Here is a 14,569-nt window from a genome sequence, read left to right as displayed (position 1 = left end):
GAGTATAATTATACAATACACAGGATATATCAAAAGTAATTCCTTATTCCTCTATCTATACTATTTTCTTCCTGAAAATACGCACGTCTATTAGGGCGTAAGTAAGAGAAAAAACCATCCTCACTGTTCATCATGAACATGATACAGTCAGTTTTTTCTGATCACATTGAATTTTTCTGGGAGCTACTCATTGAGGCAGTCCGTCCAAAAAAAAATGCCCTCGCCAAAACAGCTGAGACGGACGATGTTCGCTATTTTCTGGCGTCATCACAGAACGCGGTGCGACATGTGACGCCCCTACCTTCTGAGTGTAACCTTTAGTGTATGGAAACACCTTTTTGACTTGGTCAGCAAGGACACGACCCTAGGTATGGTCTTTCTTGAGAACACAACGATCCGCACCCATCACAAGGAAACAGGAATAACCAGAACACCCATGAAGCTCTTGGCTGCTCACGTAGGATACCGCTGACGGGCACGGTAGGGATCAGACACCGTGGATCGGCATCCTATCATGTCATCACGGCGAAACGATCCTGAAGTCACTTGCCCAATATGAACTTACAGGCACCGTCATCTAGTTGAAAATCTATAGGCAAGGCTCAAGGGAGAGCGAACTGTCGCAACCTGATACGATAAAACCGTATCATCCTTTCTCCCTCACCCTCGTCGTCACTAACAGTAAACACTTTCCAAATCTAACAGACCACAGGCATCCCACCTACAGACATGGCAGTGAATCTGCTCACAAAACGATGTAGACTTTAAAAGAGAATGCTATCACTGTTTTGGCTAAACACGTTCAGCAAAGTCGCACCCCAAAAGTGGCACCATCAAGACGCCGCTTTTTCAGAAAATACGACTTTGCGCTGATCGTTAGAAATGCCCCTGTGGGGACATCAAAGCGGCTAGGAAGCCTAAGATGACCAAAGTGGTTAGAACACCCTTAATCAGCAAGAAACCCTGAGGCAATTCACCACGACGTGCTGCGACTCGTTCGAGAGAAAATCCACCGATAAACCCGATGATGATCATCGCGTAACCGCTTTGTATTGTGCATAGCAGACCTACGCACAGCGCAACCCACCCCCAAAGGAAAAAAGCGAGTCCCAGGAAGATACGTCGCCTCTCAACAGCGCCAGTCCCCTGAGGAGGAATAATCTCTGGTTTCTCAACCGTTAATCCCCAATGAACAGCCCCCTGAAACGCAAGAAGACAACCGCCATAAAGCAGCATCACCACACTAAGATGAGGCAATGGGACAAGAACACCAGCCAGAAATAGCCACCCTCCCATTAAAAAGCAAAAAATACCGCCCAGCAAAAGAAACATGGCAGCTACAACAGGAAAAGGCTTCATATCAATTGACCTCGGGCTCCGATTTTGAGACTGAAATATAGTGTTAGCGGGGTAACCCGGGCCTAATCATAGGCCGGGCGAACCTCCCCGCATAGAGTCAGGAGAATTCCCTTGAGCGCTATTGTTGATATTACCGCCCGTGAAATCGTAGACAGCCGTGGCAATCCAACGGTTGAAGTGGATGTCGAACTGGCTTCCGGTGTAACGGGTCGCGCTGCTGTTCCGTCTGGTGCTTCTACCGGCGTTCATGAAGCCGTCGAATTGCGTGACGGTGACAAGAAACGCTTCCTCGGTAAAGGGGTTCTAAAAGCTGTTAACGCCGTCAACACGGAAATTGTTGAAAAACTGCGTGGCATGGAATCTGAAGAACAGATCGCCATTGACCAAGCAATGATTGATCTTGACGGCACCCCTAACAAGGGCCGCTTGGGTGCAAATGCTATCTTGGGTGTGTCCCTCGCTGTAGCACGCGCTACTGCCGAAGAGCTGGATCTGCCACTATACCGTTATGTTGGCGGCACGTTCGCCCATGTCATGCCTGTCCCAATGATGAACATCATCAATGGTGGTGAGCATGCTGATAACGGGATCGACTTCCAAGAATTCATGATTCAGCCAGTCGGTGCATCCACCATTGCTGAAGCCATCCGTATGGGTTCCGAAATCTTCCACCACCTGAAAAAAGACCTTGCTGCTAACGGTCTGAGCACGGGTGTTGGTGATGAAGGTGGCTTTGCCCCTAACCTGAAAACGACCGAAGAAGGCCTAGAATACATTTCTAAGGCTGTTAAGGATGCAGGCTATCGCTTGGGTGAAGACATCACCTTCGCGCTCGACTGTGCCTCTTCAGAGTTCTACAAGAACGGCCGTTATGAAATGACAGGCGAAGGCAAGAGCTTCTCCTCCAGCGAGATGATTTCTTACCTTGATGACCTGAGCCAGCGCTTCCCGATCGTGTCCATCGAAGATGGTCTGAGCGAAGATGACTGGGAAGGTTGGGCTGAGCTGACGAAGCGTCTGGGCCATCGTCTGCAACTAGTCGGTGACGATCTGTTTGTGACGAACCCAACACGTCTGGAACGCGGCATTAAGAACCATGTTGCAAACTCCCTGCTCGTGAAGGTGAACCAGATCGGCACATTGACCGAAACACTGCGTGCTGTCGAAATGGCACAACGTGCTGGTTACACAACAGTGATGAGCCATCGTTCTGGTGAAACAGAAGACACCACGATTGCTGATCTTGCTGTTGCTGTGAACACAGGGCAGATTAAAACGGGGTCTATGTCCCGCTCTGACCGGATGGCAAAATACAACCAGTTGATCCGTATTGAGCAGAACTTGGGTGCCAGTGCTGAATATGCTGGTCGTAGCATTCTGAAAGCCTAAGTGACGTAGATAGTTTCTATCTATTCTCTTAGCGAAAGCCTTCGTCTCTTTTCCTAGGGGCGGAGGCTTTTTCTTTGGTAAAAATTCCGATAGGGTACTTCCCTGCCATTTCTCTATACGCATAGAGGCACCACGGGAGGACGGAAGAATGAGTGCTACCAGCCTAATGCAACGCGGGCTTCGGGCTACGCTGCCTCCTTGCATATTTCTTGCACTCACTGCTTATTTCATATGGAACGCTCTCCATGGAGCACATGGTATAGAAGCCTACCAACAGCGCAGCTCGCTGTTCTCTCAGGCTCAGCAGGCTCTACACGACGCTCATCAAGAACAAGACATCTGGCATCGCCGTGTCACAGCTTTAGGCGAGCAAGCTCTTGATCCTGATATGCTCGATGAACGCAGCCGCACAATGCTCAACAACACGCGTGAGGGTGATATTGTGGTTCCTTACGGCGATCATGAGCATCTTTACTAATTTATAGCTTAGTCCCCCAAAAACTCATTGAGCGCGCATAAAAAAAGCGGCCTTAAGGCCGCTTTTTTTAATCACGTCAGCAAAGTGATTACTTGATCTTTGCTTCACGGAAAAGAACGTGTTTACGAGCCACTGGGTCGTATTTACGTACTTCCATTTTCCCTGTCGCAGAGCGTGCATTCTTCTTCGTGACGTAGAAATAACCCGTATCTGCGGAAGAAACGAGACGAATCTTGATAACGTTTGTCTTGGCCATAATACCCTTCGGACTGCTGCCGTGTTAAGGGACACCGCTTTTTTGTCCAAGCAGCATACCCCACCTTTGGGTGGGAACAATGATGTGTTGTGCTCTTCAGGTCAAGTCTTTCTCTTCCTTGAAGAGGTTTCTATCACTAAAAAAATGCAATCCCGTTATATTATGTGCCCAAAAGCTTGTGATGATGCTTCTTGTGAGCAGAATGTTTGTGATTCTCACGCTTCTTCTTCGACGAAGCATCGCTATGTTTATGGCGCTTCTTATGATGTGCTGTATCAGCATGCTTCTTAGACGGCACAGCTGAGTGCTGAGAGGGATGCTGCATCGCTACTGTAGGATCACCCCGGACAACACGCACAGTGCCATCAGGCCCCACTAATGTGGTCGTACCATCGCCATTTGGAATAGCAACACTCTTCCGGTTAGGCCCCTCTAAATAGTTTTTGGCACGATCAGGAACATGAGAAGGCAAACTCCCAGGTTCTGAAGCACTACTCCGACGTTGCACCCCTTTTTCGGTCGCGACATTCTCACCAAGAGCCAATGTTTCACCATTAGCCAGCTGTTGCTGGTCAAGATCGCTATTAAGCCCTTTGATTGAACGCTGAAAGGAGCGACTAAAGCGACTGTTAGGATTATTCATATCCTTGACGGTTGGTACAGCATCAGGCTGCCCCGGCCATACATCCCCTTGCTGAGCCACAAGAGGCTGTTCCGCTACATACTCACCACGAACACGGCGAAAGTTTTCACTCTCACTTTTAGGAGCATTTGGATCGCCAAAAGGCCAGAAAGTATCTTCTGAATGTTTCTTGAGGCCCGCACATCCGCTCGCCGCAAGACACAGCATCAGAACGGCGACCTTTTTCATTCAACCTCTCTCTTGCCTTAATTAGGGCCTCAAAGCATACGTTGTCATAACATAGCCACACAAACGGCTCGACACGCCCCGGGAATGACCTTGGCGCAACTCTTCCATCAAGGATAGAGCTCCTTCGCACATCACTCATTCGATGCGACATATTTATAACAGAAAAAACAAATGACTGTCCTCTCTGCAGATTCTCATACTCCCATACGAGAGAAGCCGGCACGAAGATACCCCCAACCGCTCACAAGAGTAGGCACCACAGAGACCCATAGCAGAACACTCCCTATGATCGTTAGTGGTAACCAAGAAAGATGGAGCATCGCCCCCCCTTTGTCGCCCAAAACGAGAAAACCAATTGCAAACATCTGTATGGCGGTTTTCCACTTCGCAAGGCGCGTAGACGGCACTGTTTCACGACGAGATGCCATAAACTCTCTCAAACCGCTAATGGCAATTTCACGCAGCATAATGATAATCGCTGCATAAAGAGCACAAAGCCGCAATTGCTGTGTACCCGCAAGCACTAGCAACATAGCTCCAACCAGAAGCTTATCAGCGATAGGATCCATCATACGCCCTAGATCCGACGTTTGCTTACGTGATCGCGCCAAAGCACCATCGAAGTAATCTGTAATACATGCTGCAATATAGAGACCAAAAGCCACAACGCAGGCTACTTGATTCTGAGTAGCCACAAGCCCCACTAAAGCGGGGATGGCGGCAATCCGCAGAAGCGTCAAAAGATTGGGAAGATCTGTCAGCATCTGCTTACATCCAAGAGGGAAAAATAATGGTCATCATCTCGTCAAAGGAGCTCTCTTACAACCGACAATGTTTTTAATCATGCAGCTCCTTCAGGGCACTCTGCTGTCTTACCCATTCTGGATGAAAATATCCATAAATGACCTGCGCCATTTCGTGATTAATTCCAGGCACATGCCCTAATTCTTCTATCGACGCCAACTTAATATTCCTTAACGAGCCAAAACGCGTCATGAGCGCTTTCTTCCGCACAGCTCCAATGCCCGGCACGTCATCAAGCCCAGACTTCACCAATTTTTTAGAACGTCCTGCCCGATGCGTTGTAATCGCGAAGCGGTGGGATTCGTCACGCAACCGTTGAAGATAATAGAGAACAGGATCCTGCGGAGGCAGCTGAAATGGCTCTTTCCCCTGCACTAAAAACCATTCTCGCCCTGCGTTACGGTCTTCCCCCTTGGCTATCCCAACAATCGGTACATCCGTGACGCCCAGCTCTTCAAGAATTTCACGAACAGCGCTGACCTGCCCTTTTCCCCCGTCAATCAGCAACAAATCAGGCCATTGGTCACGCTCCCCTTCCAAGCCCTCTTTTTGACGCGCTGGGGAGAAACGCCGCGTCATAACCTCACGCATCATCCCAAAATCATCCCCCGGTGTGACGGGCCCCCGAATAGCGTATTTACGGTATGCCCGTTTCACGAACCCCTCTGGGCCACCAACAACCATAACACCATAAGGACATTGCCCCATGATGTGAGAGTTATCGTACACCTCAATCCGTGACGGTGGTTTTGGAAGGTCAAACAGCTCAGCAACACCTTCTAGAAGCTTCTTCTGCCCGGCGCTTTCCGCAAGCTTACGCTCAAGTGCCTCTTTCGCGTTCAGAAGTGCGTGGTCTAATACCGCCTTCTTGTCCCCGCGTTGTGGTTGCAAAATCTGAACTTTCCGCCCTTTTTGAAGCGATAATGCCTCTTCAAGCAGCTCCTGCTCTGACAAGGAAACATGAGTAATTATCTGCGCTGGCGGTGGCTTATCGTCATAAAACTGGATCAAAAACGCACTCAACACCGATTCGGCTGTTTCATCCTGATCGTGCTGCGGATAAAAGGCGCGATTACCGTTATTACGCCCGCCACGGATGAAAAAGACCTGTATCCCTGTGCGCCCTGCCTCTTGCCACAACGCAATCACATCTGCTTCATCAATAGTGGCAGGGTTAATGACATTCGAGGAACGAAGATTAGCAAATCCGCGAATACGATCACGAATCAGTGCGGCTCGCTCAAAGGCCATCGCTTCTGCTGCCTCTTCCATTTCTTGGGTGAGCTGCTGCTGTAGCTCACGGCCGCCTCCGGCTAAGAAAGCCCGAGCTTGGGTAACAAGATCCGCATAGTCGCCACGTGAGATACGATCTACACACGGAGCCGAACAGCGCTTTATTTGATATTGCAAACAGGGGCGTGTGCGCGACGCGAAGTCAGAATCACTACATGTCCTGAGTAAAAAAGCCCGTTGAAGCACCTGCATCGTCTGCTCAACGGCCTTAGACGACGCGAATGGCCCCCAATAGACAGCATTTTTTTGCGGCTTCCCACGCTGACGCGTTAACCGTGGGAAGTTATGATTTCCAGTAAGAAGTAGCCATGGGTAGCTCTTATCGTCACGAAGTAGAATATTAAACCGCGGTTGCATCCGCCGAATATAATTAGCCTCCAGCAGCAGAGCTTCAGCCTCCGTCTGCGTCACAACGATTTCCATATCCGCCGTCAATGACACCATAAGGCGCAAACGCTCAGGCAAACGAGCAACATGCGTATAGGACACAACACGCTTTTTAAGGTTCAGAGCCTTTCCAACGTATAGAACCTCTCCTTTAGCTCCTAACATGCGATAGACACCGGGGCGGTCAGGAATCAATTTAAGAGTCTTCCTAATGACCGCTACACCTTTAACGGTGCCCGCTTCCTCTCCATCGCTATGATTTTCCATCGTTTCATTCCCTCGACACGGCACTCTGTGCACTCATCCACTATTCCTGTGGATAACCCTGTGAATACAACGAGAGCAAACGCCCGCACAGCAGGAGTTCTCTTCTCTGCCTTCAAATTGCCTATTTTTTAATCAATTCATATAACATGCTGAAAAATAAAGTTTCCTTCTGCTTTTAAGTTTCCTCAAGAAATCATAGATGGCTTTTAAAGAGAAGCATTATGTCAATCCCTTATGGTGAAAAAATAGTGGACAATTTTGATCATTATTACACAAAAGCCCGTACATTTCCCCTTGACACCCTATTGCAATGCAACATTTTCAGCCTGTTTTAAAAGGCGCATCATATTCTCACCACATAGAGCACGCCGTTCACTCTCATCGAAACCAGCATGTTTAAGACGCTCAATAACAGAAGCTGTTTGAGAGGCATCTTCCCAGCCATCTATCCCGCCTCCACCATCAAAGTCTGACGAAAATCCAACATGCTCCACTCCTATGCGCTCCACCGTATAGGTAATATGGTCAATCAGCGTCTCTAGCGTTCCACCTCCGCCTCGTTTTAGGAACGCCCCCATCGCCGTGACTTGAAGCAACCCACCCGTATCACGCAAACGATCCAGCTGCTCATCGTCCAAATTGCGCGGATGATCGCATAAAGCGCGCACGCATGAATGACTCGCCAACACAGGAGCGCGCGACAGCTCCGTTGCCTGCATCATGCTTTGCTTGGACGTATGAGACACATCAACCACCATTGCATGACGGTTCATCTCCGCGATCACCTCTCGCCCCAGCGTAGAAAGTCCTCCATATTTTTTCTCGGCCTCTCCCCGCGCCACAGCCGCATCAGCAAGCTGATTATGGCCATTATGAGTGAGCGTCATATAACGCACCCCATACTGCTGGGCGAGCCAGGCAATACGTGAGGGGTCCTCTCCAATCGCGTAACCATTCTCAACCACAGGGACGATCGCCACCATCCCCTTCTCAACGGCTTCACGGATTTCATGTTCCGTTACGCACAGACGTGCCTGATTCTTTTTTGGAGCAGACGCAACACTTGTGTGAATGGCCTCTAACATTGCCTGAACACGCTTCCACGCGGCTTCATACCCTTCTGGGGTCAGCAAAAATTGCGGAATATAGGCGGCCAAACAAGCGGCAGTTAGCTTCCCCTCTTGCGCTTTTGGCACGGTAAAGCGACGCGTTGTCTCTCGCTTCCACAGATCCTCTTGCGTGTCTCCCACCCATGCGGGCAGCCCTTCTGCCGTCCGCTCAGGCCACGGAATATCAATATGCGTATCAAATGTGATAAGAGGCTTCTGTGTCATGATCTTCCCTGAATGCTTGATATCCTTTACATCGCGATGTCAGAGCATAGTCACAAGACCCCTCCACCAAAAAGCCCACTGAAGGATCGACATTGCATGCGCCTCATCACTTGGAACATGAATTCTCTCCGCTTGCGTTTACCTCTCCTTCAACGTCTTGCAGAAGAGCATTCTCCTGATGTTATTTGCGTGCAAGAGACAAAAGTTCCTGATCCGCTTTTCCCTAAGGAAGCCCTCGCAGAACTTGGCTTTACCCATCAACTCTACAAAGGCATGAAAAGCTATAATGGCGTGGCTATTCTTTCACGCCTTCCGCTCCGCCTCCGCGAAGATACACCGCGCTGGTGCGAACGCGATGATTGCCGCCATGTTGCCGCTTTTGTAGAGACTGAGAGCGGGCCTGTTCAGATACATAACTTCTACGTACCTGCAGGCGGCGACATCCCTGATCCAGATGAGAATGATAAATTTGCTCATAAGCTGTCATTTGTTGATGAAGCGACCCAATGGTTTCGTCAACACCCTCCAACACGCAGCATTTTAGTTGGTGATCTCAACATTGCTCCGTTTGAGAATGACGTGTGGAGCCATAAACAACTCTTAAAGATCGTCAGCCACACACCTGCCGAAACCTCTCGTTTACAGGACTGGTGCCACGCCGGCTTTCAAGACGCTATGCGCCATCAAACCCCCGAACCCGAAAAACTCTATACATGGTGGTCGTACCGCAACCGCGACTGGAAAAAATCCAATCGTGGCCGCCGCCTTGATCATATTTGGCTCACGGCAGACATCCTTCCTTGCCTCCAAAACATCACAGTCCTAAAAGAAGCGCGCGACTGGGAGCGTCCATCTGATCACGTGCCTGTCATGGCCGATATTTTACTTTAAGAGTTCATTGGAGAAGTAGCATGCGTTATTTAGTGACCGGCGGAGCGGGCTTTGTTGGGAGCCATCTTGTTCTTGCGTTACGTGACCGCGGACATGAAGTCGTCGTTCTAGATAATCTCAGCACAGGCCATCATCAGGCTATACCTGATGGTGTGACCCTCCGTCAGGTTGACCTTATGGACCTCTCCGCGACGCAGAAGTGTGTTGTAGATGGCCCTTGGGATGGCGTGTTTCACTTTGCTGCTCTCTCCCTCGTGGGGGACAGTATGCGCAATCCCTTGCATTATATTCATTACAACACGCAAACCGCACTAAACCTCATACAAGCATGTATTGAACACAATGTTCGTAAGATTGTTTTTTCGTCCACAGCTGCCTTATTCGGTGGGCCCGAACGCAGCACACCAATCCCTGATGACGCTTTAATCCAACCCGGTTCTCCCTACGGAGAAAGCAAACTCATGATTGAGCGTACGCTGTATTGGGCAGACCAAATCCACCAACTTCGCAGTGGCTGTTTGCGCTATTTCAACGCCGCCGGCTCCGATCCGCAGGGTAGAGCCGGCGAGGATCATCGCCCAGAGACGCACCTCATCCCCCTCACTATTGACGCGGCCCTCGGACGGCGACCTGCATTGCAACTCTTTGGAACAGACTATCCGACAGCGGACGGGTCATGCATTCGCGACTACATCCATGTAACAGACCTTGCTGATGCGCATATCCGTCTGCTTGACCAGATTGATAATCGCAGTGTCCGTTACAATGTTGGCACAGGGCACGGCTACTCTAACCTAGAGGTTATCCGAAGCGTAGAACGCGTCACGGGTCACACGGTGCCTTGGGAAGCCGCACCAAGACGCGCTGGAGACCCCGCAATGCTCGTTGCTGATGCTTCAACACTACGACGCGACACAGGATGGACGCCGCAATTTACAGACTTAGACGTAATTATTGAGACAGTCTTTAAATGGCGCTCTGCCCATCCTCACGGTTACAGCGACTAAACTAACGTGACAATGCTGGCATTATGACTGTACCGCCTCTTAGCGATGCTCCGAAACCGGAGCATACGCATTGAGGCGATACCCACCCCCTTCCGTCACCACAAGAGCATTACGCTGTGCGTTCGGCTCAATCTTTTGGCGAAGACGGTAAATATGCGTCTCAAGCGTATGGGTCGTCACGCCCGCATTATAGCCCCAGACTTCATTAAGAAGCACTTCACGGCTCACAGACTTGTGCCCCACACGGTAAAGATACTTCAAAATAGACGTTTCTTTTTCTGTCAAATGAATCCGCCGCCCCCGGCCAGGGTCTACCAACTGCTTATGTGCAGGCCTAAAAATATAAGGGCCGACATCCAGCATGACATCTTCACTATTCTCAAACGTGCGCAATTGGGCCCGAAGACGCGCCATAAGTTCCCGAGCACGAAGCGGCTTGATGACATAATCATTCGCCCCTGCATCCAGCCCAGTGACAATAACCTCTTCTTCTTGAGACGTCGTCATCATCAAAATCGGTATTTTGATCTTTCGCTGCCGTAATTCCATGCAAAATTCAACGCTGTCGCCATCTGGGAGCGCCTCATCAAGAAGAAGCGCATCAACGCGCATATCACCGGCCGTCACCTTCTGCCGTGCTTCACTTAATGCAGTAGCCTCAATAACGTCCAACGACGGTTCACGATGAATATGCTCAGCCAGCTCACGCCGCACGTCTGCATCATTATCCACAACTAAAACGAAGTGGTGCCCCGTCATACGCTTGTACCCTCATATATCACAGTATGTATTACCATATTAACGTGCTCTTATCCTGAAAATGCCTCAGCTGGGATCTCCACTGTCGGTTCTTTCTCTTCACTTTGTGGAGCAGCGGGCTTCATTCCCACAATGAGATCACCAACCATGGGTGCAACCCGCGTCGCATCTTCGACAGAACGAATGAAAATACCCTGCCCTTTCCTGACAAGCAGGAGATCGAGCCGGTTATCATCTTTGCCAAAAACAGCGTCGTCCTCATTCTCAACGCGCCGGCTCACAAAACGCCATCCCCGGCTAAAGAGCGTATCAAAAAACGAATAGTTCCACGATGGTTCACCCAACACTTTACCACGCGCATCACGTGACAACCCACGGTAAAGATCAAGCCGCGCGACACCGGGACTTACTTGAAAAACACGCTGCCGCCCCATATCAGGCGCAAGATGGCCGCATACCATCCCATTATAAATGCCATCACCTGTTGTAGCGATAAAGTAATCGGCCGGCCGCTCCTCTAGAAGCTCCTTCCCATGCTCCGAAAGAAGCTCAGCCTTCATCACCGGCACACCCTCGCGGGCTCCAGCCATTAAGTCCCGTGCCCGTTGATCGATCAACACGACCGGAACCTTGGCGCGATGTAAGCAAACCGCCAAATCGGTAGACCAAGAGCTCGCCCCTAAAATCGCCATGGCCGATTCATCAGAAAGCGTAAGCTTCAGTTTCTTTGCCAGCGGCCCTAGGGAGAAACCATGACAGAGCATCGTTACTGCAATAACAGCGAAAACAGCGGGCATCACCATATCTGCTGACGTATAGCCCGCAGCACTCAATCGAATTCCCGCAGCACCGGCAACAGCAGCGGCCACAATCCCGCGCGGCGCAATCCACCCTACAAATAAACGCTCTTGCCAAGACATTGTCGTACCGAGCGTGGACAGAAAGATACCCAACGGGCGCACAACAAACATGACAACCAAAGTGAGTAAGACGATCGGGATCGTCAAACGGGCCAGAACGGCACGATGAAGGTCTGCCGTTAGTAAGATAAACAGCACAGACACCATGAGAACGACGAGTGATTCTTTCGTCCGTCGTAGATCGTTCAATCCAGGAATATGAAGGTTCGTCAGTGCCATCCCAAAGACGGTCACCGCAATAAGACCAGCCCCTTCCATCTCCAAATTACACAACTCGAAAATGACCAAAGCCAGCGTGAGAAGAACCGGCACTTTCAACAGTTCCGGCATCAGATCACGCGTAAAAAGATAACGGATCAGATAGGCTGGTAAAATTCCTGCAGCTGTTGACGCAGCCCCCGCAACAAGTAGATCAGGAAGCGTTTTTGTAAAAAACAATGTCGTGTGAAGGTTCACATGCAGGATCATCACCTGCATCACCACAGCCGCTAAGATAGCACCCAGCGGATCGTTAACAATCGCTTCCCACCGCAAAAAAGCAGCAACACGCGGCCTTAATTTTGCACTGCGCAAAAGGGGCAACACCACCGTTGGGCCTGTCACAACGATAATTGCCCCAAACAGAAACGACGTCCCCCACTCAAAATGGGCAACATAATGCGCGGCAAGGGCCCCAAGCACCCAATTGATCGGCAAGGCCAGCATCGTCAGCCGCGCTACACCCTCGCCAGCTTCACGCAACTGGCGAATATCAAGCGCCATCCCGCCTTCAAAAACGATTAAAGCCACCAGCATGGAAACAAGTGGGCGAAATATCCAACCCAATGTTTCAGAAGGATGAAGCCAGCCAAGAACCGGGCCTAAAAGAAGACCAAGTGCAAAAAGCAAAACAATGGCCGGAAGTTTCAGACGCCACGCAATCCACTGAGCCAACATCCCTGCACCAAAAGTCGATGCGACCCCAAAAAGAATGTCATATTGCTGCATAGAAGCGCCTCACTCTCCTTATGACCAAAACTACATCCCTCTTTTCGCACGCCGCACTGATGTCGATACTTCTTTTAGTGCATCGACAGTGCAGCAATGTGCCTAGCTAACATTAGCGTGAACTTTAAAACTTAAAAGCGGCAGAAAAGCGAACAAATCTGGTCTGTCTAAGCATTTTACATACACTCTCCCAAAAAGAAAGGAACACCGACCTATCAGTGTTCCTTTTCTTAAAGGCAGTATTGTCAGGCTTTTCTCTGTAGCACAGCAATAAAGAACCCATCCGTTCCATCACTATGTGGGGTCAACGCAAAACAGGACTCATGACGTAGCTTTTGAGGAAGCAACTCAGAGCGCTCTTCAGGGGCAATCAGAGCATAGTCAGGATGACGCTCTAAAAACTTCTCAACCTGCTGACGATTTTCCACACTCAATAACGAACATGTCGCATAGACAAAGCGCCCACCTGGACGAACAAGCCGCGCAGCAATATCCATAATATGCGCCTGCTTGGGAAGAAGCTCGTCAATATCCCGTTGGTTAAGCCGAAGGCGAGCATCAGGATTACGGCGCCATGTTCCCGTCCCTGAGCAGGGCGCATCAACGAGCACTGTATCAAAACGTCCTTCACGACGTTTGGCCCATTTATCCCCTGCGACCAAAAGATGACGCGTTACATTATGTACCCCCGCACGCCGCAAGCGCTTAACAGCACCCTCTAAACGAGAACGTGAGACATCGCAGGCCGTGACTTGCCCGCGATTTTCCATCGTCATCGCCAAAGCAAGCGTTTTACCCGCTGCTCCCGCACAATAATCCAACAGACGCTGCCCTGGGCGCGCATCAACTGCCGCCGCGATAAGCTGACTACCTTCATCTTGGATTTCCACCAAACCATTACGAAACGCCTCGGACGCCATAATAGGCTGACGACCTTCCAGTCTCAGGCCCCATGGAGATAACGCTGTTTCAGCCGGTTCAAACCCTTCACGGCGGAGGGCTCTGATCGCCTCAACACGGGTCGCTTTTAAAAGATTGACCCGCAGATCCAAGGTCGGCTGCCCCAATAAAGCCGCCATCTCCTCCTCAAGCCGATCCCCAAAATCAGCCTCAAGATGGGGCATAATCCAGTCGGGGATTTCTAGCCGGATCGCAAGAGGTTGCTTCTCTGTGCTGAGAGTGTGCCCCTCCAGAAGCTCCAACATCGCGCCTTCTCGTTGGCTTAATGGCGACGGGCTATAACGTTCTCCACTAAAAAGCGCGTGAATCTGATCAAGCGTTTGACCGGCAAAGAACAGCATAGACGCACATAGAAGGCGCGGTGAGATATCACTATGGCGTTCTTTAAGGTCAGTCCGCAAATGCCAATGGAGGCGTCGCCAACAACGCAGCACATCCCATGTAATGTTTGAAATGGCGCGCCGGTCACCGCCGCCTATGTAGCGACGTTCACGAAAGAAACTATTAGCAACCGCATCAGCGGGACGATGGGGCGCGTTTTGGATCGCACAGAGCAGATCAATCGCGCCAGAAAGACGAGCAGCGGGGGTCATATCCCCCCGCCTAG

At 50.4% G+C, this 14,569-nt stretch carries 13 protein-coding genes; 4 read left to right on the top strand and 9 right to left on the bottom strand.

Annotated features, from left to right (window positions below; all coding sequences use genetic code 11):
* Nucleotides 1–876: 876 nt before the first annotated feature.
* A complete protein-coding gene (locus F457_RS0101350; RefSeq protein ID WP_018979332.1) occupies nt 877–1,359 on the bottom strand; it encodes a DUF3429 domain-containing protein in 483 nt (160 codons plus the stop codon).
* Between the two features lie 111 nt (nt 1,360–1,470).
* On the opposite strand from F457_RS0101350, the gene eno reads away from it, so the two are divergent.
* Together eno and F457_RS0101340 are read left to right on the top strand one after the other, a co-directional pair.
* A complete protein-coding gene (gene eno / locus F457_RS0101345; RefSeq protein ID WP_018979331.1) occupies nt 1,471–2,748 on the top strand; it encodes a phosphopyruvate hydratase in 1,278 nt (425 codons plus the stop codon).
* Nucleotides 2,749–2,896: 148 nt separating this feature from the next.
* Entirely contained in the window at nt 2,897–3,226 is a 330-nt protein-coding gene (locus F457_RS0101340) for an FtsB family cell division protein (protein ID WP_018979330.1), read from the top strand.
* Between the two features lie 88 nt (nt 3,227–3,314).
* Here F457_RS0101340 and rpmG read toward each other — a convergent pair whose 3' ends face one another.
* The 5 genes from rpmG to F457_RS0101315 all read right to left on the bottom strand — a co-directional run bounded on the left by rpmG (nt 3,315) and on the right by F457_RS0101315 (nt 8,438).
* On the bottom strand, nt 3,315–3,482 hold the full coding sequence (gene rpmG / locus F457_RS0101335; protein WP_018979329.1) for a 50S ribosomal protein L33: 168 nt from the start codon (nt 3,480–3,482) through the stop codon (nt 3,315–3,317).
* Between the two features lie 160 nt (nt 3,483–3,642).
* Nucleotides 3,643–4,353: a hypothetical protein gene (locus tag F457_RS11835; RefSeq protein ID WP_018979328.1), complete on the bottom strand. Its 711-nt coding sequence runs from the start codon at nt 4,351–4,353 to the stop codon at nt 3,643–3,645.
* Between the two features lie 194 nt (nt 4,354–4,547).
* Entirely contained in the window at nt 4,548–5,117 is a 570-nt protein-coding gene (pgsA, locus tag F457_RS0101325) for a CDP-diacylglycerol--glycerol-3-phosphate 3-phosphatidyltransferase (RefSeq protein WP_018979327.1), read from the bottom strand.
* A 73-nt stretch (nt 5,118–5,190) separates the two neighbouring features.
* A complete protein-coding gene (gene uvrC, locus F457_RS0101320) occupies nt 5,191–7,104 on the bottom strand; it encodes an excinuclease ABC subunit UvrC (protein ID WP_018979326.1) in 1,914 nt (637 codons plus the stop codon).
* A gap of 302 nt (nt 7,105–7,406) precedes the next feature.
* Nucleotides 7,407–8,438: a dipeptidase gene (locus F457_RS0101315; RefSeq protein ID WP_018979325.1), complete on the bottom strand. Its 1,032-nt coding sequence runs from the start codon at nt 8,436–8,438 to the stop codon at nt 7,407–7,409.
* A 96-nt stretch (nt 8,439–8,534) separates the two neighbouring features.
* Here F457_RS0101315 and F457_RS0101310 point away from each other — a divergent pair, with 96 nt between their 5' ends.
* Together F457_RS0101310 and galE are read left to right on the top strand one after the other, a co-directional pair.
* Nucleotides 8,535–9,329 carry an exodeoxyribonuclease III gene (locus F457_RS0101310; protein WP_018979324.1) on the top strand — a complete coding sequence of 265 codons (795 nt, stop codon included), beginning with the start codon at nt 8,535–8,537 and terminating at the stop codon, nt 9,327–9,329.
* Between the two features lie 20 nt (nt 9,330–9,349).
* Nucleotides 9,350–10,336: a UDP-glucose 4-epimerase GalE gene (galE, locus tag F457_RS0101305; protein ID WP_018979323.1), complete on the top strand. Its 987-nt coding sequence runs from the start codon at nt 9,350–9,352 to the stop codon at nt 10,334–10,336.
* 39 nt (nt 10,337–10,375) lie between these two features.
* On the opposite strand, the gene F457_RS0101300 is transcribed toward galE, so the two are convergent.
* From F457_RS0101300 to F457_RS0101290, 3 genes are all read right to left on the bottom strand, one after another.
* Nucleotides 10,376–11,095: a response regulator transcription factor gene (locus tag F457_RS0101300; RefSeq protein ID WP_018979322.1), complete on the bottom strand. Its 720-nt coding sequence runs from the start codon at nt 11,093–11,095 to the stop codon at nt 10,376–10,378.
* 50 nt (nt 11,096–11,145) lie between these two features.
* A complete protein-coding gene (locus F457_RS0101295) occupies nt 11,146–13,002 on the bottom strand; it encodes a cation:proton antiporter (RefSeq protein ID WP_018979321.1) in 1,857 nt (618 codons plus the stop codon).
* 245 nt (nt 13,003–13,247) lie between these two features.
* Nucleotides 13,248–14,555 carry an RsmB/NOP family class I SAM-dependent RNA methyltransferase gene (locus tag F457_RS0101290; protein WP_018979320.1) on the bottom strand — a complete coding sequence of 436 codons (1,308 nt, stop codon included), beginning with the start codon at nt 14,553–14,555 and terminating at the stop codon, nt 13,248–13,250.
* Nucleotides 14,556–14,569 lie beyond the last annotated feature (14 nt).

Source organism: Saccharibacter floricola DSM 15669, from assembly GCF_000378165.1.
GTDB lineage: Bacteria > Pseudomonadota > Alphaproteobacteria > Acetobacterales > Acetobacteraceae > Saccharibacter > Saccharibacter floricola.
Note: the sequence above shows the minus strand (reverse complement) of the source record. Positions and strands in the feature narration are given on the sequence as shown.